The sequence below is a fragment of the Tepidisphaeraceae bacterium genome (genome assembly GCA_035998445.1).
Lineage (GTDB): Bacteria > Planctomycetota > Phycisphaerae > Tepidisphaerales > Tepidisphaeraceae > DASYHQ01.
Genome location: DASYHQ010000013.1, coordinates 242,649 through 269,235, shown reverse-complemented (window position 1 = coordinate 269,235; position 26,587 = coordinate 242,649). Strand labels below are relative to the sequence as shown.

26 protein-coding genes and 1 riboswitch are annotated in these 26,587 nt (G+C 63.5%); of the genes, 16 read left to right on the top strand and 10 right to left on the bottom strand.

The window, feature by feature from the left end; genetic code table 11:
* The first annotated feature begins 50 nt into the window (after window positions 1–50).
* Together VGN72_04470 and trxB are read left to right on the top strand one after the other, a co-directional pair.
* On the top strand, window positions 51–545 hold the full coding sequence (locus VGN72_04470) for an NUDIX domain-containing protein (GenBank protein ID HEV7298597.1): 495 nt from the start codon (window positions 51–53) through the stop codon (window positions 543–545).
* A gap of 145 nt (window positions 546–690) precedes the next feature.
* Window positions 691–1,674 carry a thioredoxin-disulfide reductase gene (gene trxB / locus VGN72_04465; GenBank protein ID HEV7298596.1) on the top strand — a complete coding sequence of 328 codons (984 nt, stop codon included), beginning with the start codon at window positions 691–693 and terminating at the stop codon, window positions 1,672–1,674.
* 91 nt (window positions 1,675–1,765) lie between these two features.
* Here the strand turns inward: trxB and VGN72_04460 are convergent, their stop codons facing one another.
* A complete protein-coding gene (locus VGN72_04460) occupies window positions 1,766–2,197 on the bottom strand; it encodes an ASCH domain-containing protein (protein ID HEV7298595.1) in 432 nt (143 codons plus the stop codon).
* Window positions 2,198–2,257: 60 nt separating this feature from the next.
* Window positions 2,258–4,273 carry a polysaccharide lyase family 8 super-sandwich domain-containing protein gene (locus VGN72_04455; GenBank protein HEV7298594.1) on the bottom strand — a complete coding sequence of 672 codons (2,016 nt, stop codon included), beginning with the start codon at window positions 4,271–4,273 and terminating at the stop codon, window positions 2,258–2,260.
* Between the two features lie 150 nt (window positions 4,274–4,423).
* On the opposite strand from VGN72_04455, the gene VGN72_04450 reads away from it, so the two are divergent.
* The 7 genes from VGN72_04450 to VGN72_04420 all read left to right on the top strand — a co-directional run bounded on the left by VGN72_04450 (window position 4,424) and on the right by VGN72_04420 (window position 12,808).
* Window positions 4,424–4,807, top strand: a complete 384-nt coding sequence (locus VGN72_04450) for a nuclear transport factor 2 family protein (protein ID HEV7298593.1) — start codon at window positions 4,424–4,426, stop codon at window positions 4,805–4,807.
* Between the two features lie 99 nt (window positions 4,808–4,906).
* Window positions 4,907–5,106, top strand: a riboswitch (cobalamin riboswitch).
* Window positions 5,107–5,353: 247 nt separating this feature from the next.
* Window positions 5,354–6,184 carry a PEP-CTERM sorting domain-containing protein gene (locus VGN72_04445; protein HEV7298592.1) on the top strand — a complete coding sequence of 277 codons (831 nt, stop codon included), beginning with the start codon at window positions 5,354–5,356 and terminating at the stop codon, window positions 6,182–6,184.
* 42 nt (window positions 6,185–6,226) lie between these two features.
* Complete coding sequence (locus tag VGN72_04440; GenBank protein HEV7298591.1) at window positions 6,227–6,991, top strand: DUF4465 domain-containing protein; 765 nt, start codon at window positions 6,227–6,229, stop codon at window positions 6,989–6,991.
* A 202-nt stretch (window positions 6,992–7,193) separates the two neighbouring features.
* Window positions 7,194–8,069: a prepilin-type N-terminal cleavage/methylation domain-containing protein gene (locus VGN72_04435; GenBank protein ID HEV7298590.1), complete on the top strand. Its 876-nt coding sequence runs from the start codon at window positions 7,194–7,196 to the stop codon at window positions 8,067–8,069.
* 118 nt (window positions 8,070–8,187) lie between these two features.
* Window positions 8,188–9,120 (top strand): MoxR family ATPase, encoded by a 933-nt coding sequence (locus tag VGN72_04430; protein ID HEV7298589.1) that lies wholly within the window; start codon window positions 8,188–8,190, stop codon window positions 9,118–9,120.
* Between the two features lie 78 nt (window positions 9,121–9,198).
* The gene (locus VGN72_04425) at window positions 9,199–10,428 is read left to right on the top strand and encodes a DUF58 domain-containing protein (GenBank protein ID HEV7298588.1); all 1,230 of its coding nucleotides are present in this window, start codon (window positions 9,199–9,201) and stop codon (window positions 10,426–10,428) included.
* An 82-nt stretch (window positions 10,429–10,510) separates the two neighbouring features.
* Window positions 10,511–12,808: a DUF3488 and transglutaminase-like domain-containing protein gene (locus VGN72_04420; GenBank protein ID HEV7298587.1), complete on the top strand. Its 2,298-nt coding sequence runs from the start codon at window positions 10,511–10,513 to the stop codon at window positions 12,806–12,808.
* A 15-nt stretch (window positions 12,809–12,823) separates the two neighbouring features.
* Here the strand turns inward: VGN72_04420 and VGN72_04415 are convergent, their stop codons facing one another.
* The 4 genes from VGN72_04415 to eboE form a co-directional block, all read right to left on the bottom strand.
* Complete coding sequence (locus tag VGN72_04415) at window positions 12,824–13,684, bottom strand: alpha/beta fold hydrolase (GenBank protein ID HEV7298586.1); 861 nt, start codon at window positions 13,682–13,684, stop codon at window positions 12,824–12,826.
* A gap of 242 nt (window positions 13,685–13,926) precedes the next feature.
* Window positions 13,927–15,246 carry a diaminopimelate decarboxylase gene (lysA, locus tag VGN72_04410; GenBank protein ID HEV7298585.1) on the bottom strand — a complete coding sequence of 440 codons (1,320 nt, stop codon included), beginning with the start codon at window positions 15,244–15,246 and terminating at the stop codon, window positions 13,927–13,929.
* Between the two features lie 80 nt (window positions 15,247–15,326).
* Window positions 15,327–15,938, bottom strand: coding sequence for a hypothetical protein (locus VGN72_04405; protein ID HEV7298584.1), 612 nt, complete (start codon window positions 15,936–15,938; stop codon window positions 15,327–15,329).
* A gap of 55 nt (window positions 15,939–15,993) precedes the next feature.
* Window positions 15,994–17,169, bottom strand: a complete 1,176-nt coding sequence (gene eboE / locus VGN72_04400) for a metabolite traffic protein EboE (GenBank protein ID HEV7298583.1) — start codon at window positions 17,167–17,169, stop codon at window positions 15,994–15,996.
* Between the two features lie 245 nt (window positions 17,170–17,414).
* On the opposite strand from eboE, the gene VGN72_04395 reads away from it, so the two are divergent.
* Complete coding sequence (locus VGN72_04395) at window positions 17,415–17,726, top strand: FliM/FliN family flagellar motor C-terminal domain-containing protein (protein HEV7298582.1); 312 nt, start codon at window positions 17,415–17,417, stop codon at window positions 17,724–17,726.
* A gap of 39 nt (window positions 17,727–17,765) precedes the next feature.
* On the opposite strand, the gene VGN72_04390 is transcribed toward VGN72_04395, so the two are convergent.
* From VGN72_04390 to rsmD, 4 genes are all read right to left on the bottom strand, one after another.
* Window positions 17,766–19,022, bottom strand: coding sequence for a CCA tRNA nucleotidyltransferase (locus tag VGN72_04390; protein HEV7298581.1), 1,257 nt, complete (start codon window positions 19,020–19,022; stop codon window positions 17,766–17,768).
* A gap of 146 nt (window positions 19,023–19,168) precedes the next feature.
* Window positions 19,169–21,301: a BatA and WFA domain-containing protein gene (locus VGN72_04385; GenBank protein HEV7298580.1), complete on the bottom strand. Its 2,133-nt coding sequence runs from the start codon at window positions 21,299–21,301 to the stop codon at window positions 19,169–19,171.
* A gap of 146 nt (window positions 21,302–21,447) precedes the next feature.
* Window positions 21,448–22,323 carry a DUF58 domain-containing protein gene (locus VGN72_04380; GenBank protein HEV7298579.1) on the bottom strand — a complete coding sequence of 292 codons (876 nt, stop codon included), beginning with the start codon at window positions 22,321–22,323 and terminating at the stop codon, window positions 21,448–21,450.
* A gap of 26 nt (window positions 22,324–22,349) precedes the next feature.
* A complete protein-coding gene (rsmD, locus tag VGN72_04375; protein HEV7298578.1) occupies window positions 22,350–22,934 on the bottom strand; it encodes a 16S rRNA (guanine(966)-N(2))-methyltransferase RsmD in 585 nt (194 codons plus the stop codon).
* A 99-nt stretch (window positions 22,935–23,033) separates the two neighbouring features.
* On the opposite strand from rsmD, the gene VGN72_04370 reads away from it, so the two are divergent.
* From VGN72_04370 to VGN72_04345, 6 genes are all read left to right on the top strand, one after another.
* Window positions 23,034–23,519, top strand: coding sequence for a YkgJ family cysteine cluster protein (locus VGN72_04370; GenBank protein ID HEV7298577.1), 486 nt, complete (start codon window positions 23,034–23,036; stop codon window positions 23,517–23,519).
* Window positions 23,520–23,658: 139 nt separating this feature from the next.
* Entirely contained in the window at window positions 23,659–24,156 is a 498-nt protein-coding gene (locus VGN72_04365) for an HYExAFE family protein (GenBank protein ID HEV7298576.1), read from the top strand.
* Between the two features lie 8 nt (window positions 24,157–24,164).
* On the top strand, window positions 24,165–24,413 hold the full coding sequence (locus VGN72_04360) for a hypothetical protein (protein ID HEV7298575.1): 249 nt from the start codon (window positions 24,165–24,167) through the stop codon (window positions 24,411–24,413).
* A gap of 109 nt (window positions 24,414–24,522) precedes the next feature.
* Window positions 24,523–24,840 carry a hypothetical protein gene (locus tag VGN72_04355; GenBank protein ID HEV7298574.1) on the top strand — a complete coding sequence of 106 codons (318 nt, stop codon included), beginning with the start codon at window positions 24,523–24,525 and terminating at the stop codon, window positions 24,838–24,840.
* A 20-nt stretch (window positions 24,841–24,860) separates the two neighbouring features.
* Window positions 24,861–25,142: a hypothetical protein gene (locus VGN72_04350; protein ID HEV7298573.1), complete on the top strand. Its 282-nt coding sequence runs from the start codon at window positions 24,861–24,863 to the stop codon at window positions 25,140–25,142.
* Between the two features lie 278 nt (window positions 25,143–25,420).
* The gene (locus VGN72_04345) at window positions 25,421–26,434 is read left to right on the top strand and encodes a beta-ketoacyl synthase N-terminal-like domain-containing protein (GenBank protein ID HEV7298572.1); all 1,014 of its coding nucleotides are present in this window, start codon (window positions 25,421–25,423) and stop codon (window positions 26,432–26,434) included.
* Window positions 26,435–26,587: the final 153 nt, after the last annotated feature.

Here is a 26,587-nt window from a genome sequence, read left to right as displayed (position 1 = left end):
GCCGCTCGTCAGGCACCATGATTCAATCACCCGAACGAAAGCAATCCGCTATGGGCATGTCGCCGTACGTGAAGGGCATCCGCGCGAGGGTCGGCCACGACTATCTGCTATTTCCCGGCGTGCTCGGCATCGTCTTCAACGACCGCAACGAACTGCTGCTGGCCAAGCGTGCGGACAACGGCCTCTGGGCCGTCATTGGCGGCATGGTCGACCCCGGCGAGGAACCCGCCGACGCCGTGGTGCGCGAGGTGTACGAAGAGTCTGGCGTGCGGGTGAAGGTCGACCGTGTGAGCGGCGTCTATACGTCGGTGGTGATGACGTACCCCAACGGCGACGTCGCGCAGTACGTCACCACCGCCTTCCGCTGTACGGCGACCGGTGGTGAGCCCCGTGTGAACGACGACGAGTCGCTCGACGTCGCGTTCTTCCCTCTCGACCAGTTGCCCAGCGACCTCCGACCCGCCTACGTCGAACGCATCTTCCACGCCGCCCCGCCCGGCCCGCACCTGCCGGCGGTCTTCACTTCCGGACATAGCGCGAAGTAAAGTGCTGAGCAGCGGACACTAGGACCAAAGGTGGCGATCTTCATTCGCCGATCGCCGACGACTGACCACTGGCCGCTGAACACTTTCCCGTCTTGCGCGCCTATAATTCCCCAGCCGCGGGTTCCCCGCTAACATGCAATCAGCAATGAACAACACCGCAGAAAAGCTCGTCATCATCGGTTCCGGCCCCGCCGGTTGGACTGCCGCCATTTACGCCGCCCGTGCCAACCTGGAGCCGCTCGTTTACGAAGGGGCCATCTCCGAGGAAAACCGCCTGCGCGGCACGCTGCCGCTGGGACAGCTGAACTGGACGACGGAGGTCGAGAACTTCCCGGGCTTCCCGGACGGCGTTCTAGGGCCGGATCTGATGATGAAAATGCGTGAGCAAGCCAGCCGGTTCGGCACGCGCATCGAGACGGAGGACATCGTCGACATCGACGTCACCAGCCGGCCGTTCAAACTGACGGACAGCACGGGCAAGACGCTGCACGCGCACACCGTGATCGTCTCCACAGGTGCTAGCGCCAACTACCTCGGGCTGGATTCCGAAAACGCCTACAAGAACCGCGGCGTTAGCGCGTGCGCGGTGTGCGATGGCGCGCTGCCGCGTTTCCGCAACCAACCGTTGGTGGTGGTGGGGGGTGGCGACTCGGCCGCGGAAGAGGCGACGTACCTGACGAAGTTTGCCAGCAAGGTGTACCTGGTGCACCGCCGCGACCAGTTGCGCGCCAGCAAGGTGATGGCCGACCGATTGCTGGCCAACCCGAAGGTGCAACCGCTGTGGCATTCGGTGGTCGACGAGGTCGTGGGTGACGACGAGCGTGGCATGACGGCCGCGATCGTGAAGAACATCCAGACGGGGCAGGAGACGCGCGTGGATGCGCCGGGCATGTTCGTGGCGATCGGTCACACGCCGAACACGAAGTTCCTGCGCGGCAAGGTGGAACTGGACGACAAGGGATTCATCGTGCTGAAGGACCCGTTCCGCACGACGACGAGCGTCGACGGCCTCTTCGCCGCCGGCGACGTTGCCGACCCGATCTACAAGCAGGCCATCAGCGCCGCCGGCATGGGTTGCAAGGCCGCCTTGGACGCCGAGCGGTGGCTGGCGGCTGAGGGCATTCATTAGTCGTTCGATTTGGAAGATTGAAACACCAAGGCACGAAGCACTGCCCAAAATGGGCAGTTGCTTCGTGTCTTTTTCTTTTGCACCCGGGCGGTCAAAAGGGCGTGAACCAGACTGGCTGCGGGTGACCGGTTGGTTTGCGCAGGCGGGTGGCGCGCTGCACGTCGCCGAGGTGCCATTCGTAGCTGGTGGGGCCTTGGGTCACCCTCTCGATGACGGCGGTGCCGACGATGACGCCGGTCGGCAGGTCGCCACCGTCCGGACCGCGCAGGATCAGGCGGTCGGCGAGCGTCAGCATCCACGGCGGTGGCGTCGAGTTCTCGTCGCGACCGGGGACGGTGAGGTCGGTCGACCAGATCTTCGGCTTCGCGTCGGTCGCGCTGGAGCCGCCCGTGGCCCAAGTCTTAGCGGCGTAAATGTAGAACCGCTCGCCGATGATCTTTGTTGCGCGCGTGCGAAATTCGATGGTCTTCAAGCCCCGCAGGATCAGCTCTGCGTACGGTTGACGGATGGATAGCGCCCGCATGATCCCTTCATCGGCCAACGCCGCGCGGAACAATAGTTCTTCAACGCAACGGCCCGATAATCATCGCGTCACGCTCGAACCGGCCATCGGACCGTCGGGCAATTCAAAGCGGTGGGGCGTGCCGTCGATCGTCACCGTGACCGTAAGTTCGGTGTTGCGCGGATTTGACACGCTGATCGAATCGCCCCCTTGCTCTTGCTTCTCGATGAGCACCAGGCAGGGCTGGTCGACCTCGACGGTCCGGCCACCGACCGCGAACCGTCCCGCTTTCCAGAACGCCGCCGCCGTCACACGGTCGCGGCGATGCGTGACGGCCTGCAGCTCAGGCGTGTTGCTCAGCACCACCACCTCGGTTGAGCGATCGGCACCGGTGAACACGCTGTAGGCGTAGCTGGCGTCGGTGGGCCGAACGCCGTGATCGATGGAAAGGTTGAACACGTCCATCGTCACCGGTTTGGCGGCCACGTCAGCACCGATATCTGACCAGCGGCCACTCTGCGCTCCCTGGCGCAATTGGTGCTCCTGGCCCTCTGGAAAGACGTAAGTGAACCCATCATGCGTGACGTTGGTTTCACTCCGCTGCAGGTCACCGACAAGACGGCACTGGTTTACGCTGGTGGTAACCGTGCCATCCGCTGTCGAACTGATGCCCGCGCCAAGTGCGGCGAAGCCATCATCGAACATCAGCCAGAACTTGCGGGCCGATAGCTCATCGTGATCGATCTCCTGCGCCGCCGCGCCGAAACGTCCGTTCGACACCGCGCCGACGAAGTTCGCCGTCGTTGCGACACGAGGCTTGGCGTTCTTCGCAAAATCGATTGCGGCCGCGGTGGTGCCGGGGACGCGGTTCCAATCCCACGCGGGAAAGATGCCCTCATACTCATTGCCCCGGCGGTACAGCATCGTGCAGCCGTTGGCGACGTGGCGCATGCGCTTGCCCTCGTCGTTCACCAGTTCCGCGTTAATCGTGCGGCTCGAGAACATGCGGATCGACATGAAGAAGTCCGGCCGATGGTGGACGACGTAATCGGAACACCAGAACGTGCGGTTGCCCACCAGCGGCTCGCCCTTGCCGGCAAGTCGATCGGCGAAGGTGCGCAACTCGTCGGTGCGCGGCGCGCCGAGCGCCGCCAGTTCTGTCGCCAGGCCGCCGAATCTCGAAAGCGTGGGCGAAGGGTGCGACCGCGACGAACGGCGTGGGCGAACGATCTCGCGACCGTCCACCGAGTGGTCCATGGCCACGCCGCGGATCATCCATTGCTGACCATCCAGCAGGTACGACAAAAACACGTTCAGCGGCTCCGCCGGCGCCGCGAACGCCGTCCCCCAACCCACTGCGATGAACTGGCCGACGTCGGACGTGAACGCCCGACCGTAACCGCCTGAGTACAACAGCGACCCATGCTGATGGAAGCTGCGATCGGGCATGATGCCCTCGCCCTGCGGCTCGCCCACGCGCACCTCGGTGTGCATGCGCGAGAAGGCCTCGGCCACCGCGGTCTGGTCCGACTCAAGCAAGCCGCGCAGCACCTGAATGCCGCAGCCCCACACCAGGTTCTGGCCCGTGTGCTGGGCCCAATCGTTTCGACGCAGGATGCGGACGATGCCCGGGAGCACGTCGGCGGGCAGGGCGTCGCCGAGCAGCAGCGCAGTTTCGCCGATCAGCCGTGGCACGCCGATCTCGTTGTGCCACCAGTTCGAGTTCTTCGGATCGTTGGCAAGCCACCACGCGAACGCTTTCAGCGTTTTGTCGCGCAACTCTGCGTCGCCGCTGAGGCGATGGCCGATCGCCATCGTGCGAGCGTGCGTGAGGTGATCGCTCGTGCGCCAACCGCTGCGCCGGGCATCGTCGTACCCAACGTCCTTCCACGTTCCATCCGCCTGCTGCGATTCGGCACGTGCCGTCGCCGCTTTGATGGCGCGCGCTTTCGCATCCGGCGACGCGGGGACCATTGCTGCGATCAATCGATCGCGCACCACGGCCATGTCATCCGCCCGCGCGCTTGTCACGGGTAGCGCCACCATCCAAAGTGCCGCCAGCAGAAGGAGCGCGATCCACAGCGTTGGGTTATGCATGAGACCCGGTAGCCTCGTCGCGATGCCGCGTCTCGTCAACGAATGCGAGGCCGCGCTGCGTCACCGCTGCGTACACACGCGCGAAAACACTTTTGTGCTACACTTCCCGGCTGAGGTCGCTACCACCGCGCTACCAAAGGGAGTCGCATCATGAGCCTTCAGTCGCTAGCCCAGGAGTTCGTCGATCTGTGTAACCAAGGGAAAAACTTCGACGTCATGCGCGCCATGTACGCCGACGCCATCATCTCAGTTGAGGCCAGTGGCCACGAGACGGTCGGGAAGCAGCCGGTCATTCAGAAGTCGGAGAAGTGGGGCGCCGCCAATCAGATTCACGGGGAATACGTGCGCGGCCCATACTTCAACGGTGTCGCCGACCCGACCGCGGTCACCAGTGGCCAGTTCGCCGTCCACTTCACCTTTGAGTTGACGCCCAACGGCACCGGCCAACGCGTGAAGCTTGAAGAGGTCGCCATTTACACCGTTCAGGACGAGCAAATCGTCCGCGAGGTCTTCTTCTACGAAGGAACGCGCTAACGGCGTAGGCGCGCGCGGGTGTGCCTGTTGGCTGAGTTGCTCCGACTTGAATCTTCCAGGTCCCGCTGTATTGTGCCCTCGAGTTAACGCAGGCGGCGTTATGCCTGATGTTTCGGTGGAAGCCGAGGCGTCAAAGGGAAGCCGGTGAGAATCCGGCACGGACGCGCCGCTGTATGGGGCAGCTGTATTACTGCCCGGCCATTTTGCCACTGCCGGTCGATCGCGATTGCGACGGACCGGTGGGAAGGCGGCCGGGTGGGCCCCGAGTCAGAAGACCTGCCTGCGTTTCGGCTCGCCGCTTGGTGCGGTGAGCCCGTTCGGACCGTCCTCGCGAAAAGGCATCGCGGCCATTGGCCGTTATGCTTTGGGACCCCGGGCCCCTGATCCACGCAGGCAGCGTCATCGTCGCGTTTACCACCGTCATGGGTGGGCGACCCAACGCAGCAATCCCGTGCTCTCGGACCCCCGGTTTCTCCCGTGCCACTGGCACGCGCGACGGCCGGGGGTTTTCGTTTGCGCCGCGCGAGTCGGCGCAGGAGAGAGCGCATGATGCGCAAGTTCGTCCCGGTTGCGGTAATCGCGGCCATTCCTATCGTTTCGCCCGCTCTCGCGGGCATCTATTCCGGTCCCACCGATACCTCAAATGCCATCGACGCCGCCATCCCGGCCGCCAGCGCGCGGTTTGTGGAGTGGGCCGATTCCATCGACGCGGCCCGCACGCAGTTCGCGCCGCGCGGCAGCACGAGCATCAGCACCACCGGCTTCAACAGCCTTGGCGATCTGGACGCCACCGAGATCGCCAACGGCGCGTCGCCCGGCTACCTGACCGTGCAGTTCCCCACCGGCATCCGCAACGGCAGCGGGGCCGATTTCGCGGTGTTCGAGAATGGCATTCTGTTTCCCAGTGCGCCGTTCGTCTTCGCCGAGCTGGCGTACGTGGAGGTGTCGAGCAACGGCACCGACTTTGCGCGCTTTGCATCGATCAGCACCAACACCACGTTCAACGGCACGTTCGGCCAAGGCTACGCCGGATTCGACGCAACGAACATCCACAACCTCGCCGGCAAGCACGCCAACGGGTTCGGGACGCCGTTCGACCTGGCCGATCTGACGACGAACGCGCTCGTGTTGAGCGGCGCGGTCGACCTGAACGACGTCCAGTTCGTGAAGCTGATCGACGTTCCTGGCAACGGTGCGTTTAGGGACAGCCAGAACAATCCGATCCTCGACAACTGGCTCACCACTGGCACCGGCGGCTTTGATTTCCGCCTGCCTGTCGGCCAGGGCATTGGCGTGATCAACGCGGTGCCGGAACCGAGCGCGATCGCGCTGCTGTCGATCGGCGCCGTGGCGGCCTTGCGCCGCCGGAGCCGTTAGTTTGCGGTCCGATTCAACAAGTGATGGAACAGAAGGAACAGCATGAAACTTCGCGCAATCATTTCAACCATTTTCGCTTTGTCCGCTTCGGTGGCCTCGGCGACCACTTATGACTTTGAAGAACTCAATCCCACGCAGCGGCCGGAGTACGGCGTGGGAACGACGGGTTTCGTCAGCGAGGGGATGACGTTCTCCGGGGGCACGTACAACGGCTGGACGTACTCGGACGATACCGACGCGAGTACAGGTGGTTATGAGAACGAGTACTCCGCCTTTACGGGTATTGGGTTCAACGGCAGCAGCAACTACGCGATCGTCTACAACACCGGGCACGTCAACCTGCCCGCGGGCCAGGCGCTTGCGTCGGTACGGGTCACCAACACGACGCTTACCGCTAAGTCCTTGCAGCAGGGTGACCAGTTTGCCAAGAAGTTCGGAGGCGATACCGGCAACGACCCCGACTACTTCGACGTAAGATTCGTCGGTTACGCCGGCGCGAACGCCACCGGCGGGACGACCGGCTCGGTCGCGTTTAGATTGGCCGACTACACGTTCGAGGACAACAGCCAGGACTACATCGTTGCCACGTGGGAACTGGTCGACCTGACGCCCCTGGGGAACGCCGTGTCGTTCGACGTCGAGTGGGCTTCGTCGGACCGCTCGACCTACGGCGGAGTGGACTACATCAACACGCCGCTCTACGCCGCCATCGACAACCTCGTCACGGTCGCCGTCCCGGAACCGTCGTCGCTGGCGTTCCTGCTGGCGGCGGGGCTGTTGTTGCAACGCCGCCGTCGCTTGGACTAGGTAGCGATCCCTCCGGCCCCTCTCCCGGTACTCCGGGGGAGGCTGGGTGGGGGTGATTTCGAATGGCGGGAAGGATGAAGGCTGAAGGATGAAAAGCGGACAAAAGGCTCCGCACTCCAGCTTTCGTACTTCAGCTTATTTCCGCTCGAAATCACCTCACCTTAGCCCTCTCCCGGCGTACCGGGAGAGGGGATCAGACGTAATGAACACCTTCTGTGGGAACCGCATGCGACCCGGCTCATCGCCAAAACCCGGTTCCCGTTCCCGTGACGCGCGTTGGATAACGTCGCGCGCCAGGGGCTTTACGCTGGTCGAGCTGCTGGTCGTCATCGGCATCATCGCCGTGCTGATCGGCATCCTGCTCCCATCACTGTCGGCGGCCCGGCAGGCGGCCAGCCGGACGGTCTGCCAGAGCAACCTGCGGCAGATCTACACGGCGTCACTGCTGTATGCGGGCAGCTTTAACAACTACTGGCCGCCCGGTCACTTCGACTTGATCAGTGGCAATCTTCACCGCTGGCACGGCGTTCGGCCGAATGATTCGGCCCCGTTTGAATTCGATCGTGGACCGCTGAAACCGTTCCTGCAGACGCCGCAGATCAAGCGCTGTCCAAGTTTCGAACCGCCGGACGAATCGATCGGATTCGAATTGGCCTGTGGAGGATACGGCTATAACGCCGGCGCGTTCGGCAGCGGCACCGGCGTGCCCGGTCTGGGCACGCTCATCATGTCGTTGTCCATCTCGGAATTCGAACGCCGCGTGGGCAACGTGCCTGCGAAGGTCACAATGATCAGGCAGCCGGCGACAAAGGTGGCCTTCGCAGACACGGCCATGGCCCTCCCGGCTTTGATCGAATACTCGTACGTCGAGCCCCCGCTCGACGCGTTCGGCAACACCACGTCGCCGTCCATCCATTTCCGCCATCGCAAGCGCGCTAACATCTGCTGGGCCGACGGTCACGTGACGGCCGAGCCGATGTCGTTCACGTACGGCTCCAACGTCTACGGGGCCGACAACGCGCAAGCGCTGTTGGGCTTCGTTGGCCCGAGCGATAACGCTTGGTTCCGGCGCGATTAACCGTGTCACCATCCGGTTAATCTGTTGGTCAATTACGGCCGGGGCTGCTAAGATAGGGTGTAGGTCTTCCCACCGTAGGCGGACAACGAGGAACGGACGACTCATCAAGGTGGCAGGCGTGGCCGATCCCGCAATCGAACGACTCCGGTCGAACATTCGTCGCGTATTTCTTGGACAATCCAAAGCGGTCGACCTGCTGCTGATCGGGCTCTTCGCCCGCGGGCACGTGTTGATCGAGGATGTGCCGGGCGTTGGCAAGACGGTGCTGGCGCGGTCGCTCGCCAAGAGCATCAGCTGTAAGTTCAGCCGAATCCAACTCACGCCCGACCTGTTGCCCGGCGACGTGCTTGGCGTGTCGGTCTTCAACAGCACCACCGAGCAGTTCGAGTTCAAGCCGGGCCCGATCTTCGCGAACATCGTGTTGGCCGACGAGGTGAACCGCACCACGCCGCGCACGCAGTCGGCGTTGCTGGAAGCGATGGCCGAGGAGCAGGTGTCGATCGAGGACAAGACGATCAAGCTCGAGCGGCCGTTCATGGTGGTGGCGACGCAGAACCCGTTTGAATTCGAGGGCACGTACTACCTGCCGGAGAACCAGCTGGACCGGTTCCTGCTACGCGTGGCGGTCGGCTATCCCGATCGCACGGCCGAGCATAAGATCCTGACGACCCAGCCCGGCCGCAACGCGCTACCCGAACTGGATGCCGTGTTGACGGCGGCCGACGTCGTGCGCTTGCAGGACATGGTGCCGCAAGTGCGGCTGGACCCCGCGATTGTCGATTACATCCTGGACCTCGTCGACGAGACGCGCCACCACGACCAGTTGCACCTTGGCGTCTCCCCGCGTGGCGCGCTGGCGCTAACAGGCGGCGTGCAGGCCGCCGCGATGCTTGCCGGGCGCGACTATGTGACGCCCGACGACGTGAAAGGGCTGTTCATTGCGTGCTGTGCGCACCGCGTGGTCAGCAAGTCGTACCTGCACAACGGCGACGCCAACGCAACGGCCCGGGTGCTGGAAGGCATCCTCGACAAGGTGCCGACGCCACGCTAGGTCGGTATTGCGGCTCAAGTTCGGTCGGCTGTGCGCGCGTGAACGTCGATTGCAGTTCAATCCGAGCGATCCCGGCTTATGACGACCCGCGGCCCGTCCAACTCCGTCCGCCAGGTAACTACGCCGGTCCGGCGCAAGCCATCGCTCGACTTCTCGCTCACCGGGCTCGTCTACTGTTCCATGATGATGTTCATGGGCTTGGCGGCCATCAACAGCCAGGCCAACCTGCTGTTCGGTGTATTCGGGCTAATGATCGGCGTGCTGGTGATCAGCGGGTTCATCAGCCGGCTGGTGCTTCGTCGGCTGCGCGTTCAGCGCGAGATTCCGGAAGCCGTGATGGTGGGGGAGGTGACGGTCATCGCCTATTCGTTCACCAACCACAAACGATTCTGGCCAAGCCTTTCCGTCGGACTGAGCGAACTGGACGGAGTGGAGGCCTTCACCAAGCAACCCTCCAGTTACCTCCTTCACGCCGCTGGTGGCATGACGGCTTCCGTACCGACCGAGGTGGTGCCGAAACGGCGTGGCCTGCACGAGCTGAACCGCTACCAGATCAGCACGAGCTTTCCCTTCGGGTTCATCAAGCGCGCCCTCGAGCGACGGCACGCCGACACGTTGGTCGTCTACCCCCCGATCGGCAAGGTCGATCCCAAGGTTCTTCAGATGGCCCGGTCGGCCGAGAAGACCGGCGCCACCATGCGGCCACGCCGCGGGGGCGAGGATGAGTTCTACGGGTTGAAGGAGTACCGCCAGGGTGAGAACCCGCGCATGATCTACTGGAAGCGTAGCGCCCGCACCGGCACGCTCGTCAGCAAGGAGATGACCCAGGTCTCACCGCCGAGGCTGGTGTTGTTGGTAGACACGTTTCTACAGGATCGCAGCGAGGCCGAGCACGTTCGGGTGGAACGTGCGATCGCGATGGCGGCATCGACGGCTTCCGCGGCGCTGGCGCAGGACATCTCGGTCGGCCTCTGCGCCTGGGACGGCGCGTGGGTCGCCATTCCACCCACGCGCGGCAAGCGCCAGTTGCGCGACATCCTGACCACGTTGGCGCGGTTATCGCTCAACACCAGCCGGAACACGCAGCACCTGCTGGACGAAAGCCGGGACATCGTCGGCCACGGCACGACCGCGGTGCTGTTCACACCGCGCGACATGCAGATCGGCCTCAGCGAGCGCACGCGCGGCTCGATGATGGTCTTCTCGTCGGCCGAAATGGGTGGCCGACAGATGTTCCGATTCGGCGACGAAATCGACTTTGCCACCTGTATGCCGTTCGATCAGCAGCCTAAGATTAGTGGGCATTAGGTCGCTGAGGGCGCGCATCGCGAGCATCGAGTGAAAGAGGTTTCGCCTGACCCCAGACTTCTAACCACCGCCCACACGAATTATGTACGACATTCGCCAGTTCAAACCTGTGCTGTACATCCTGGTGACGCTGGGCATCGTCGGCTTCACGCTGGCGGCGCAGGCGCCGGCGTTGTTTGTTCTGTCTGGCGGCGCGATCGCGCTGAACGCATGGCTGGTGGCGACCAAAAGGTTCACGCCGATGCCGCGGTGGATGGCCAACATCTTGACGCTGCTGGCGTTCCTGTACGTCGCGCAGCAGGTGATGGTGGTGCGCGGCACGCCGATCATCACGATCGGGCAGTTCCTGGTGTTGCTGCAGGTCGTCAAGCTGTACGAGCAGCGCGCCAACCGCGACTACGCGCAGCTGCTCGTCCTGAGCCTGCTGCTCATGGTGGCGGCCTCCATCACGACCGCAAGCCTCATCTTCGGGCTGCTGTTGATCGCCTACCTGTTTCTGTCGCTCTACTGCTGCCTGCTGTTCCACCTGAAGGTCGAGACGGACCACGCCCGTTCGGCCTACGCGCTGCCAGAAGACCGCATCAACCTCAGCGTGCTTCGGCAGGACCAGCGCTACCTGTCGCGCTCGATGCGCCGTTTAACGGGGCTGGTCTCCAGCGTCGCAATCGTGGCGGCGGTAATCGTCTTCCTCATGTTCCCGCGCGGCACCGGTGCCAACATGCTCGGCACGATGCCGATGCGCCCCAGTCAGGCGCTGACCGGCTTCAGCGATCAGATGAGCTTCCAGCAGATCGCCAACATTACGCAGAACACGCAGACCGTCGCGCACGTGCAAGTGACGAAGGATGGCGAACCGTTGCGCGGCACGCAGCCGCTTTACCTGCGCGGCGTCACACTGGACCGCTACGACGCCAACCCGGAGAGCGGATGGCGCTGGGTGCGCACCGGCCGAGGCTTCTCGCGCGGTGGTGGCACTGCGGTAGATGTGGAGGCCAATCAGCTGATCGCGCTGGAGCCCACGCTGCCGCAGGGGGGGTCGATCTACCGCCAGCGGATCACGCTTGATCCCACGGGCTCCTCGACGTTGTTCGCGATGCCTTTCCCGATCGACTTCAAGTCCGCTCGGCCGATCCGGCTGCGCTACGTGCCGCGCGACCAGCTGCTTTCGGTGGCCGACCCGCTCGTGCAGAGGCTGGAGTACGAGGTCACCTCGACCGATGCGCCGCAGCCGATTCTTGCTGATGAGCTGGAGTCGATGATCCCGCGGCCCGCGCGTTGGTTCCAGTCGGAGATCGACCCGCGGGTGCGCGATTACCTGAAGGAGATCGACTTCGGGGATCTGCTGGAACGCCGCTCGGCCGGCGAGGGTGGCAAGCAGGGCTGGGAACCCCACGCGATGGACGAGGAGGTCGCTCGCGTGATCGAGAAGCACCTTCAGTCGAAGTTCGCTTACACGCTGGACCTGACGGAGTTCGGCCGCACGCACAACGACGATCCAATCGTGCGCTTCCTGTACGACTTCAAGCGCGGTCACTGCGAGTACTTCGCCGGCGCCATGACGCTGCTTTGCCAGAGCTTGGACTTGCGCAGCCGGGTGGTCATCGGGTTCCGCTCCGACGAGTACAGCGATCTGGGCTACATGTACACCGTGAAGCAGAGCCACGCCCACGCATGGGTCGAGGTGCTGACGCCAATGGGTTGGAAGACGTTCGACCCCACCAGTGGCCGCGACGCTGGCCCACGGCAGGTGGGGATTATGGACCGCGTGCGCGGAATGATGAACTTCCTGGAGTTCACCTGGGCCAGCTCAGTCATCGCTTACGACAGCGATAACCGCGAGAGCCTCATCACCAACGTCAGCACGAAGCTGGATCAGACGGCCGTGAACTCGTCGCAGTCGCTCGCAAATTTTATGGACTGGATTCAGTCGAAGTTCAGCCTGTTCGCGACGAAGGTGATCGCGCCGATCATGATCATGCTGGTGGGTGGATTGATCGTTGCGGTCCTGTGGTTCCTCTGGGAACGCTGGCGCCTTCGCCGCCGGGCCGAGCGTATCGGGCTGGACGACCTGTCGCCGACCGAGCAGATCCGCCTCGTACGGCAACTGGGGTTCTATGACGACCTGATCCGCCTGCTGGAACGCCACAACATGCAGCGGCCAGACTACCTCACACCAAAGGAATTCGCCGACAGCCTCGCGTACCTGCCGAGCGAGGTGTACGACACGATTCGTCGGTTGACGAGCATCTTCTACAAGGTGCGCTTCGGCCGGATGCACCTACCGGCACCGCGACGCCGTCGCCTGCACACGGTGCTGCAACGCCTGGCGGGGGCACTGGAACCGGTGTCGACCTCAGCGCAGGGCGGGAAGCAGGCGTAGTCCAAGGGCAGGCGGTTAAGCCGTCGCGATCTGCGCACCGGCACCCCGATTCAACGCGAAGTCGCACAGCAGCTTGTTCACGATCTTCGACTGCTCGTCATGCACCCACGCGCCGGCCTGTTCGACGACGTGGAGCTGGCCCTTGCGCAACATTGATGCCAGGCGAACGCTGTGCTCCACCGGTGTCGGCTTCGCCTCGCGGCCCCAGATCAGCAACGTGGGCATGCTCACGTGTGGCAAGGTCTTCATCAACGGGCTATCCAGGTATCCCGAAACAAGGCTGGCGTAAGGATACGCGCCGCCCGGGTGCGAGGCGTTGGCGGCCAGGCGGTCGATCTTCTGACGCGTGACGTTCCGCGGGTTGTGGAAGCAGCCGCGCAGGAAGGCGTCGACCTCGAACCCGGTGCTGAGCGTCTCGTACATGCCGTGGCCGAGCGTCGGGCTGCTGATCAGGAAGTGCCGGATGGCAGCGATCCATCGCGGGGAATCCAGGCCGATGGGTTCGCTGCGCGGGCAGATCATCGCGATCGACTTCACCAGTTCGTGCCGCCAGACGGCGACGTCTGCTACATAGGAACAGGTGAGCCCGGCGGCCACGATGTTCGCGGGCTGGCCGACGACGTCGACGAGAAAGTCGTGTATCAACGAAGCGTACAGGTTGCCCGTGTACCGCAGGTGGGGCGCGTCCGACTGGCCGAAGCCCAGCATGTCAACCGCGTACACCGTGAAGTGCCGCGCGAGCTCGGCGATGTTGTGTTCGAACTCCTCGTGGCTAGCGCCGGGGTAGATGTTGTGCAGCAGCACGATCGGCTCACCCCAGCCGCGCTTCAGGTAGTACACGTCACCGAACTTCCACTCGTAAAATTCCGTCGCCATCGCGATACCCTTCCCGCACGCCGTCGCAACTTACGTCAGCAACGTCGCGTTCGATGCCAAGTCAGGCGCACGCGGGCACGCCCGTTCGAGGAATTGTAGGGCGCGCGGCCAAATGCTGCGACCCATAACTTCATCGGCCGGAGGCGCTGAGAAGGTGAAGTATGACAGTGGCAGGCGTCCGCGGCCGTGGCCGTGATCTGCGACGCCATAAAGAGAAGAAGGGCAGGCACGGAGGCCTGCCCCTACAGGTCGTTTGACGGGCTCAGGCGCGGCTGGATTCGCTCGGCGGCCACCAAGTCCTCGAACGTCTCGCGTCGGCGGATGACCTTGTAACTGTCGCCGTCCACCAGCACCTCGGGCAGGCGTGGACGGTTGTTGTAGTTGCTGCTCATCGCAAAGCCGTACGCGCCAGCCGTGAAGACCGCCAGCAGATCGCCGCGCTGGGTGGTGGGCAGCGGGCGGGCCTTGGCCAGATAGTCGCCGCTTTCGCAGATCGGCCCGACCACATCCACCACTTCACCGTTCACCGGTTCGGTAGACTTCGATCGCGACTTCGGCTGGTTCGCAGCATCGGGATGCACCGGCCAGATGTGGTGGTAGCTCTCGTACAGCGTCGGGCGGATCAGGTCGTTCATGCCGGCGTCGACGATCACGAACTTCTTCTCGCCACCCGTCTTCCGGTACAGCACCTTCGTCACCAGAATACCGCTGTTGCCCGCAATGTATCGACCGGGCTCGAATGCGATGCGGTACGGCTTGCCCTGCAGCAGCGGCACCAGCGCTTTGGCATGTTCGGTCACCGGCAGCGCCTGCTCGGGGTGCTCGTAGTTCACCCCAAAGCCACCGCCGACGTCGAACCATTCGATCTTGTGACCCTTGGCCGTCAGGCGGTCGATGAGCGCGATGATCTTCGTCACCGCATCCACGTATGGCTGCACGTCGTAAATCGGGCTGCCGATGTGAATATGCACACCGGCGATGCGCAGGTTCTTCAGGTTGCGGTACTGCTCGAAGACGCGCTCGGCCCGTTCGATGTCGACGCCGAACTTCGTCTCCTTCTTGCCGGTGGTCGTCTTGGCGTGCGTCTTGGCGCCCGGGTCGACATCGGGATTGATGCGGATCGCGCCCACCGCCTGCTTGCCGATGCTGGCGGCGACACGATCGATGTTCTCGATTTCGGCTTCCGACTCCAGATTGAACGCCGCGATGCCGGCGTTGATCGCGTCGATGATCTCCTGATCGGTCTTTCCGACGCCAGCGTAGATCATCTTCTTCGGGTCGCCACCGGCCTGCAACGCGCGGAACAGCTCGCCACCACTGGTGACGTCAAACCCGCATCCCTCGGCCGCCAGCACCTTGCAGAGGTTGATGTTGCCGTTGCTCTTGATGGAGTAGCAGATGGTCGGGTTCAGCGCCTTGAACGCGTCGGCGATCTGCCGGTAGTGGTGGACGAGCGTGGCCTTCGAATAGATGTAGACGGCCGTGCCCACCTCGGCGGCAATCCTGGCCACGGGCACGTCTTCGCAGTACAGCTCACCGTTCTTGTAGTTGAAGTAATCCATTTTGGGTCGGGCATTCTACGCGCCGGCGGGGCAACGCCAAGTGAGGCGCGTTGCGCGGGGAAGCCCGGACGGCCGCCGGCCTACTCCTTGGCCTTATCCGATTCAGTCCGGCGGAACTGGAACGAACTGCCATCGTCGAACGGGACGACGAAGTGCGTCTTGCCCGTGTCGGGGTTCTTTTCCAGCTTCCAATTGTAGGTCTTCTTCCCCTTGGCCAGTTCCTCCTCCGTCATGTCGCGGTCGGTCTTCTGCGAGCTAGTGCCGCCGGTCTTGTAGTGGCCCCAGGTGGGGGTGACGGTGAAGGTGTCGGCCTTGAAGTCGACGGTGCCCTTGTAGGTGGTCCAGATCACGGTCTGGACGTTGTACATGCGCGTTTCGATGTAGACGTATTCCTCGTACGTGCCGTCGGGATGAAAGCGATAGGTCGAGCCCATGCTGCTGGCGTTGCCGAGGTACTTGCCGCTCTGCGTGTCCCAGTAGCTGGTGGGTGAGATGGTGCCTTGGAACCACTCGCCAAGCAGCTCCTGCGGCACCGTGCCGGCGGGTTTGGCGGCTTGCGTGGTGGGGACGGTGGTGGGCGGCTCTGCTCGTAGGCTGGACGTGCACACGAGCGCCGCGGTGAGAACAGCGGTGATCGAAGAAGCCTTACGAACGACTGAAACTGGCGACGAGTTGCTGATGGTCAGGTTCACTTTCGGTCACTCCAGATAAAGGTTGTCCCGGTCAGACAACCGCGGCCGCCAGAGGTTAGCGGCGGGCTTGCTCGATCATCTGCCGGGCGGCGATCAACTCCCGGGTCAGGCCGGCAGCCAGATTAGGGGGGCCTTCGCCGGGCATGATTTCCCAGGTATAGGTTTCCAACTCTAAATGCGGCGCATAATCCAGCTTCGCCACGGCGTCGAACGCGGCGGGCAGGGCGTCGCGCGTGGTGCGCAGCGGGCCGATCTGCGCGTCGCTGATCGGCACGTGAAAGTGAATGCGCCACTCAGCGGCGTGCGCGAATTCGGCTGGTGGATTGTCCAGCAGGTCGCCGGTCAGATCCAATTCCTGCACAACGGCTCCGGTGGACGTGCGGGCGGTGGTTTGATGCTGGTAACGCGGCTCGACGTACCGCCGAAGCGCCTCGCGGGCGGTGGCGTTGGTTGCGGGGCGGTCGATCTGCAGCGCACAGCTGACGTGAACCTTGTTGATTCGCACGCCAGCAGCATCAATGGTGGCGATGGACGCCGTGACGTCCTCGAACTCCACCGCCTGGTGACAGACGTCGAAGCAGACACCCAGATGCCGCCGGGCGATTGCCTCGGCCCCGCGCGCCCTCGCGGCGGCAAACAAACGCTCGAAGAACGCCAGCGCCTCAGCGGTCGTTTCAAGAACGCAGGACGGCTCAGGTTCGATGGCCAGCCGGATCGTCTTCTGCGTCCGTTGTTCGAGGTCGGTCAGGAACTGCGACAGGTCCAACAGCGCCGCGATGCACTGATCGGTAAAGCCGGCGTCATGCGGGTGACCCTTGAACGCCAGCGGCACAGTCGAAATGCTACCGTCAGTGATTTCGGCCGGCATCAACTGGGCCAGCACCTGTGCGCACTGGCGGGTATAGGCGGCCCGCGCGGGCTGGCTCCAATCGGGCAGGTAGACCCGGTCTTTAACGCGTTCGCTATGGAAATCGCCATACGGAAAGGCGTTCAGCGTGTAGCAGGGCAGTCGCCGAGCCTGCACGCCCGCGGCGAACGCTCGCAGCTTCTCATCCGAGGCGGCCAGCTCCGATACCACCGGACTCGCCAACCACAACCCCGCCGCCAGCGGATGGCCGAATCGGTTGCGGATGTCGACGGTGTAGCGATCCAGCCCCGCGTTCACCTCGGCGATCGACCGGCCCGGATGAACATTGGTGCAGTAACTTAGCGGCAGTTCACTTATCGCCATGGGTTAAAGAGTCGCGTTGCCTTTGAGCGTCGTCAAGGTGTTGGGATCCCGATGAGCCTGATCGGGTGGAATAACCGCATAGCCCCCGGCTTGCGTGGGGTCTTCGTTCAGACCAAGCACCCCCGGCAAGCGCGGGGCTATATGACGGGGTCATCCGTAGCAATTGCGGGTATTGCCTTCGGTGGCGTCGTGCCGATAATCACGTTGTGCAGCACGCGTTGGGCGTGCCACAACCGGGAACGCACGTGCCACTCCTTTCAGGCCAACCCAAGCCCGTTAACACGCCCACCAACGGCGAGTTGCAGCGCATCCTGCGCCTCAACGTGCCGGTGATCGTGAAGCTGGCCGAGCGCAAACTGCTGTTGTCAGAAGTGATGCGACTCGGTGTCGGCGCGATCCTCGAGTTCGCCAAGAGCAGCGACGAGCCGCTGGAACTGCTGATCAACAACAAGCCAATCGGCATGGGCGAGGCCGTCAAGGTCGGTGAAAACTTCGGCCTGCGCATCACCCAGGTGGGCGACCTGAAACAGATCGTCAGCGCGATGGGCAGCAAGTAGTCCCGCCTCTGTGCCACCAGCGGCACCCAAACGCTCGCGTCACGCCATGCGCTTTGCCAGTTCGAGCGCCTCATCCTTCGACTTCACCCGATCCTCCAGTTGTGCATCGTAGACGCTGTCCAAGATGCGCTTGAATGCCGGCCCCGGTCTCATGCCTGCGGCGGCCAGATCATCACCCGTTACGAGCGGCGGGGGCGCACAGTCCGTCTGACTGAGCTGCGTCAGAACCGGGCCCACAAGCGCATCTTTTCCGAGCGCCCGCATGAGCAGCCACGCATCGCGCGAATGCGGCGTGGCCAGGAAACGTTTCAACGGCGCGACTGCCGGAACTTGATCGCCAATCAACGGACCGATCATCAGCGTCTCGGTGATCGCCCGTTCCTCGTCGTTGCTGATCTTCAACGCCTGGCGCAGCGCGGCACACGTACGCCTCACCTCCGTCGGCGAAGTGAGATGCAACACATCGTCCGTTCGACCGCGATGCTCCAGGCTAGCCGCCGCCAGGGCGAGGCTGAATGAAATGGGTTCGGTCCCGGTAAAGCCTGTGATTCGCGGTAGCAATCCGTCGACGGCCGGATTGATTTGCGTTCCAGCGGCCGGCAAGAATCGCAGAATAACGTCCAGGAGGCCGTACTCTCGCAGGAGGTGGTACGCCCTGTCGCGCGTGGCCGGCGTCAGCATCCGCCGAAGTTCTTCTGCGATGCGTTCTGGGCTGATACGGGCCAGAAGCGGCGCGTGCTGGATGATAGCAGCGTCGGTCGCCTCTTCGATCTTCAGGCCAAAGCGAGCCGCAAACCGAACGGCCCGCAACAGGCGCAGGTGGTCCTCAGTAAAGCGCTCGTCGGGATTGCCGATGGCTCGCAATCGGCGGGCGGCCAGGTCCGCTTGTCCACCGACGTAGTCGACCACGTCACCCGTGAGCGGGTCGAGGAACATGCCGTTGATCGTGAAGTCACGGCGTTGCGCGTCTTCCTGAGCCGTGCTGAAGCGAACGTCGTCTGGCCGGCGACCGTCGGTGTAGCGGCCGTCGGTGCGGAAGGTGGCAACCTCGATCTGGCTCCGCTCGATGCGCACCAGGATTACGCCGAAGGATGCACCGACGGCCTGCGTGTTGCGGAACAGCGACCGCACCTTGTCTGGCGGCGCGTCGGTCGCGACGTCAAAATCCTTCGCGGGCAGTCCCAGCAACTCGTCGCGCACGCACCCGCCGGCGAAGTAGGCGACGTGGCCCGCATCGCGCAGCCGCCGTACGACGGCCACCGCGTGTTCGCGCGAAGGTGAGCTAGGAGCATTCATCGAGCCGCAAAGATAGCCTGAGCGGGGCGATCCACGAAGGGGTCGGAAACGCGGACTTTGGCTTCACATAGCCGCCGGCTTGCCGGTGGTCCTCGGTTCCATGGGAGGAAAGACCACCGGCGAGCCGGCGGCTATTTGGAAAGAACTCAGCGCTCCGTACGCGTCGCACCCCAAATTGGCCACTGCCATGCGCTGGTCACGCTGCCCATGAGCGACTCGAAGCACAGCAACACCAGCACGAGCGCGATCGGCGTCGACCATCGCGGTTCAGGCTCCGACAACGTCGCGAACTTCGATTGCAGCTCTTCCACCGAACGCACGACCACCACGTTATCTCCCGACGCCACCGTGGCCGCCTCGCGGCGGTCCACTTCCGCCTCCGCGCCGGGCAACTGAACGTTCGCCATCGCCACCGGCTCAGCACGCTCGGCGGTGGTGATGGTGTGAATGCCTGGCGACCCAGTGTTCGAGAACACGAACGAGACGCCCCCCTCATCCCGATTCGCCGGCAGGACGAAACGCTCCTGGCGAGGCGTCTCCAGGTTCAGTTGCGGGCGACCGTCTAACGACCGATCGCGCAACACGATCGGCTGACCGATCTCCACGTTCGCCGGCGTCGAACCCCCCGTGCCCGAGACGGCAATCCGAACCAGCGTCGGCAGGAACACCGGATGCGTCGGCAAGTTCGTGAAGCGGGGGTCGGGGAGCGTCGTCAAACTGAAGATTGCGCCGGCGCCGTGCGGCTGGCGCAACAGCAACGGCAATGGCCGTTCGCTGCCAACCCCGGACGACCGGCTGAGCGACAGCACGACCTCCGAATCGCCGGCGACTTCCGCGAGCGGTACGAATCGCTGGGCTGAGACGGAAGCAAGCTGCATCGCAGGGTCGTTCAGACCTTCCAGCACGGTAGCCGCGCCGCTACCGGCCAACGCCGTGAAGGTGCCGGTCGGCGAGCGCGGAGCGGGTGTGCCACCCAGGAAATCCGCGAGCGCTGCCTGACGATCCGCCGACAGGGCAGACCACGACTCTTCCAAACCGGGTTGAAGCGCAACGATGACGACACCGCCGGACTGCGCGAAGCGTGACAACTGCTGCACGCGTTCTGCCGCCGGCCACGCCGAGAGCATCGCGACGGCCACTTGCGCATCAGGCGCAATGGCTTGGGCCGGTTTCACCAACAGCGGCCACGCAGAGTCGGCGCCTTCGGACGGGTCGAGCGCCAGCCGTAGGAATCGCTCGGCCGGTGGGGCGGGCGAGGGCGCGAGGAGCGACACCACCCGTCGCGGTGGCACCTCGATCAAATGGGTTCGCGAGTCGTCCCATTCCGACGCATCGCCAGCGGGCAGGCTCGCGGTCAACGTCAGCCATCGCTCGGCCGGCAGCTTCAGTGGAAACCGCAGTTGCGCCCGGCCGGCACGATCCAGCGTGCCAACCAACGTGCTTTCCGAAAACACATCGCCCGCCGGGCTGGCGACCCGAAGCGTGACCGCGCGTGATTCGCCCGCCCGCCCGGCGATCGACACCACGGCATCACTGCCCACGCCGGGGATCGGCCGTTGCGGTTGAACCGTGACGTTCGTCACACCGGCCGACCGAGCGTCGTCAGCGTGCAGGTCGATGAAGACGGCCCGCACGTCGCCGGGTGCGGTCACTGGCCGTGGGAACTCGCGAGATTGAAAATCGCTCAGCACGAAGAGCCATTTCTGATCGGCCGACTGATCGTTCAGAAACTCCGTGGCCGCGGTGATGCGCTCCGCCAGTGGCATCCCGGCCGGCGTGGGCTGAAGCGGCGACCAATCCGTCAGCCATTCGCCCGACTCGCGCAACGTCTCCGGCTGATCTGCCGGTGGCACATCCGAACGGAAGACCGCGACCCGCGCGCCGGCCAGTTGCTGGCGCAACAGCGATTGCACAGCGGCGTCGGCGGAGTCGAGCAGGGGCGTCTCGCGGTCCTTCAGCAGCATGGAATAGCTGGTGTCGATCACGATTGCCGCGATGGGGCTTTTGGCCGACCCAAGCCAGTTCGCGGCCGCCCGATGGGCCGGTTGCGCGATCGCCCAGATCAGCAGCAGCAACAGAAACGCCCGGCACGCCAGCAACAGCCACCGCTGCAACTTGCGCCTCGCCGCCGTCCGCTGCATGCTCGAGCGGATGAACCGTATGGTGCTGAACTGCACGACCGGCGACTTCTTCCGAAACAAAAGATGCAGCAACACCGGCAGCCCCGCGATCGGCAGGGCGAACAGGGCAGAGGCGAATAGGAAATCTAATCCGAACATAAATTCAGTCGAGGAAGACCGGAACAAAGATTGCGCAGATTACGCAGATGAAGAGCGTGATGGGCCGTCTCTCTCTCTCTCTCTCTCTCTCTCTCGCTCTCTTATCTGCGGAATCTGCGGAATCGTTGTTCCAAGTACTCCCCGTTTCACCGTCGACGGGACAACAACCGCACGAGCGCCTTGTCATAAGGTTGGTCGACGTACAGATCGTGATACTCCACATCACTGTCGCTGCAGGCGCGGCGCACCTGGGCCAGATAGTCGGCGACTTGCTTCTGGTACGTTTCGCGCAGGTCGGCCGGGTCGATCTGGATCTTCTCGTTGGTCTCCAGGTCTTCCAGAGTAATCTGGCCTTCGTACGACAGCTCGGTCTCGGCCTTGTCCAGCAGGTGGATGATGATCGCCTGGTGCTTGCGGTATCGCAGGTGCTGGAGCGCTCGCCGAAGGTCGTCGGGTTCGGTCCACAGGTCGCTGACCAGCACGACCATGCTCCGGCGGGGCAGTCGCTCGGACAACGCGTGCAACTGCCCGGGCAAGTCACTTTTGTTGCCGGGCTCGATGCGCTCCAGCTCCTTAAATAGCCGATCCAGGTGCGTCGGTGACGAGCCCGGCGGCAGCTCGACGCGCACTGTCTCATCCACCGCGATCAGCCCCGCGAGGTCCTGTTGCGTTGAGAGCAGGTAAGCCAGGCACGCGGCCAGGTGCCTGGCGTAATCAATCTTGCCAGCGAACCGCATCGAATTGCTCGTGTCGATCACGAGCGTGGCCCGCAGGTTGGTCTCCTGCTCGTACAGTTTCACGTAGTAGCGGTCGGACCGCGCCAGCGCCCGCCAGTCGAGGTGCCGCAGTTCGTCGCCGGGCGTGTACTCGCGATGCTCGGCGAACTCGACGCTGAAGCCCTTGTGGGGGCTCTTGTGCTGGCCGGTGATCAGCCCTTCAACCACCTGCCTGGCCGAGAACTGCAACGACCCCGCCAGGGCGGCGTCCTTCGTGCCGAAGAAGCGATAGCGGGGTATGGGCATAACGGCGGTCGCCTCTCCACTGGATACTACTGCGGTGGCGCGTCGCCGTTGGGGGGCAGGCCGAGCAATTCGACCGTCATCGAGCCGTACTCTCGAACGTCGCGAACGTGCAGGGCGGGCAGTTCGAGCGCGTCCTTCGCATCGTGGCGGAAGATGACCAACGCGGTCGGCGACAAATGCCGCGCCGCGAAGGCCTCGGCCAGTTTGCGTAATTCCTCCGGCCGTTCGTTTAGAAATCGGTAGGGCGGGTCGAGAAAGATCAGTTCGGCGGGGCGGCTGCCGGGCTTGCGAGCGGTGCTGAACCACTTGAACAGATCGGTGGCGACGACGGTGCTGCGCCCCTCAACCTTCAGCGTGCCAATGTTCCGCCTTAACCGCTCGGCGGCCGATCGATCTGCCTCAAAGAAGGTCGCATGGGCCGCGCCCCGGCTCAGGCATTCCAGCCCCATGCTGCCGGTGCCTGCGAAGCAGTCGTAGACGACCGCATCGTCCATGTACGGCGACAGGATGTCGAAGACCGATTGCTTCACGCGATCGGTGACGGGCCGCGTGACCTCGCTCGCCGGCGCCAGCAGATTTCTCCCACGAAATTCACCCGCGATGACGCGCATGGTGGAGAATTTAGCACGGGCGGGTACAAGAACGCTACAATCCGCATCTTGCGAAGTCGTACGCCTTGTTGTTTTTTCTGAGACGGAGCCGACGCCACCATGTCTAGCCTTTGCGACCAGTGCGCCGCGCTATGCTGCCGCTACATTTCGTTGCCGATCGACAACCCCGAGACGCGTAAGGATTACGACGACATCCGCTGGTACCTCATCCACCAGAACATCGTCGTCTACATCGAGAAAGCGCAGTGGTACGTCGGCGTGTTGAACCGCTGCAAGCACCTGCAGGACGACAACCGCTGCGGCATCTACGAGACGCGCCCCGCCATCTGCCGCAAGTACACGACCGACAACTGCGACTACCACGGCGGCGAGTACGACTTTGAACAGCTCTTCACGAGCGCCGAGCACTTGATGGAGTACGCGGAGACGGCCCTTGAGGAAGCGCGGGCCAAGAAGGTCAACCAGCGCCGCCGGGCCCAGCGTCAGAAGTTGCCGAAGTCGACGCGGCCGAACGTGTTGCCCGTGGTGCGCGCACCGGTGGCGTTAACCGTGAAGGGACGCAGACCCTTACCGTTGGTAAAGTGAGCGTTGTTGCATAGCCACGGGCTTGCCCGCGGTCCTTCCTCAATCTAAAGAAATACCACCGGGAGCCGGTGGCTATATCGGAACACCGGATCAAAATCCGGGACGATCCCGGACCCGACCCTTGGGGGACTAACGCGAAGTGGCCGACCGATCGATCCATTACGAAGCCGCGTTCGAGGGTTACCTCCGCTCGCGCGGCGTGCCCTATGTTGCCGTTGACGAGGCCAAGAAGGCCCTCTTCGCCGACGCGAAGTTGAAGAGCTTCGACTTCGTCGTCTACAGCAAGGCCGGCCCAAATCTCCTGATCGACGTGAAAGGGCGGTCGTGTCGCAATAAGGCGAAGCGCAGTGGCTTCGAAACGTGGACGACCGAACAGGACGTTACCGACCTCATGCAGTGGGAACAGGTGTTCGGCGAAGGCTTTCGTGCCTTGCTCAGCTTCGTCTACTGGATCGACGCGCCACTGACGCCCGAACCGGGGATGTACGAGTTTCGCGACCGATGGTACTTGTTGATGGGGATCGACCTTGCCGAGTATCGCAATCACATGAGGCGGCGCAGCGCCAAGTGGGAAACGGTCTGCCTGCCCGCTGCTGACTTTCAAACGCTTGCCCGCCCGCTCGAAAGCTGGTTATGATGAAACGCATGGCCCGTCGCTGCTCACGAGTTCTGTTGTCGGCGATCCTCAGCATCGCCGCGTTCACCACCACCGCCACCGATCTGCATGCCGCCCCGGGCGATACCGAGACCGTCATTGACGCTCGCCTGGAAGGGTACCCATCCAAGGTGGCGACCGAGGGTTCGACCGCGGTCATGTGGATGTTGCTGATGCTATTGGGCATCATCACGCTGGCGGTGCTGTTCAAAGACGCGCAGCGGTCGCATCTAGATTGATCGCCGATCGAATTTTTGGCGCGGCCTGATTGGTTGCTGCTACGCCGTCATACAACGTCCGTTCCCATAGAGGCCGTGTCGAGACACAATGCCAATTGGAGGCACCCTGATGAAGAAGCCCGTCTTATGGTCGCTCGTGCTGCTCAACGCAGTGCTGGCCGGCGCGTTCCTGTTCCGCCTGTTCCCCGACAACGCCGCCCACGCGCAGGCGAATCGTCGACCGGGCGATTACATCATGATCCCCGGTGCCCTGGGCACGGGCAGCGCTGCGATCATCTACGTGCTGGACACCAGCACGGGCCAGTTGAGCGCCATGAGCTACGATGAGCCGCGCGACGACATCTCGATGATGGCGCCGCTGGACCTGGGCCGTGTATTCGCGGCCGGTGAGACGATCGGTGGCACCACGGACCGCAAGCGCCGCTAAACCCACAGGAGCCAAACGCCATGCAGAACAAGAACTTCACCATCGGCCTCCTGTCGCTGACCGCCGTCGTCCTGGCGATCGGCAATTACCTGCTTCCCGAAGCGGCCCACGCGCAGGAAGTGGTTCGCGATCGGGACTATTCGCTCGTCACGGCCCGCACCAACGCCGGCGCCGATGCCCTGTACGTATTGGACCATCGCAGCGGCCAGGTGGCCGTGCTGATGTACAACACCGGCACACGGACGGTAGAAGCCCGGAAGGTACGCGCGCTTATGGCCGCTTTCGCGCCCGCGACCCGCTAAAGGCGTTCTGGCCGCTGCGAACGGAAAAAGTGCCCACGAAAGGGCACCATTAAGCACGAATCGGAAGCGGTGCCAAGCCGATCTTCCGATTCGTGCTTCTTCGTAGGTCGCATCGCCGCAATTCGAGACTGTGGAGCGCGATCGTGTAACATGTCGGCAACGTGTCGAACTTTCCTGCCATCACGGGACTAGGCCTTACGACGGTACTCGGCTCGACCGTCGACGCGACGTGGCACGCGCTAGTCGATTCAACGCGTTGCGTTCGTGACCATTCCCAATTGGACATCAGCCGCGAATACGGATCACGCGCGGCAACCGCGGCGGCGAACGTGGCGCGGCAGGCGATCGAGCAGGCAGGGTGGTCGCGTGCAACACTTCGCGATGATCGCACGGCCATCGTGCTCGGGACGAGCAAAGGGGAGATCGAAGACTGGATCAGCCCCCCGCCGACCCTTACGTCCGATAATCAGCCGCCGGCGGGGCGTCGAACCGAGTTTGGCCTGTCTGGCCTTACCCAGCGTGTGGCGACGGCCTTAGATGTCGCACACGGCCCCCGGACGACCTTGTCCGCTGCCTGCGCCAGTGGGTTGCACGCGTTGATCCGCGCATGCGTGATGCTACAGGTCGGCGAGGCCGACCGGGCGATCGTTCTCGCGACCGAAGCGTCGGTTCATCCCTTGTTTATCAGCAGTTTCGAGCGTTTAGGCGTACTGCCACCGGCCGGTCACGGTTGTAGACCCTTCGACGTTACCCGAGCCGGTTTCCTGATGACCGAAGCCGCCGCTGCGGTCTGCCTGGAACGGAGTCCGAGTACGGGTCGGGCGATCGTCGGAATCGAACGTTTCGCACTGGCCGGCGACGCGTCACATTTGACCGCCAGCGACGCCTCTGGCGCGCCGCTACGGCATATTCTATCGCAGGTCATTGGGAACCGGCCTGTCGATCTGGTCCATGCCCACGGCACCGGCACCGTCGTCAACGACCCGATCGAACTTGCCGCCATCGATGCGACCCTTGGGGCACGACGCAACGCACCGGCGACAATCTATTCCCACAAAGCCCATCTGGGCCATGCACTGGGAGCCGCTGGGATGGTGTCGGTGGTGCTGAACTGCTTGGGACACCAACGCGGGTTAGTTCCAGGGAATGCGAACACAAGCGCTCCGCTGACCGCACGCCACTGCGAAGTAGCTCAGGCACCCGTACGCCGAACCGTGCATCGATCGATCTGTCTCGCCGCCGGTTTTGGCGGCCCAATGGGGGCGGTAAGTCTAGTGACGGCAGATACTTGATCAGAAGACGTCCACGTCGGTTTAAAAGCTGCCGAAGATCATCACATCCTACGCCTGCCCAGCGAACAGACCCCACCCGCTTCTGAATGTGTGTCGAGCTTAACATAACATGCATTCAGCTTCTTGATGTTAGGCCCAATAAAACTTAGGATA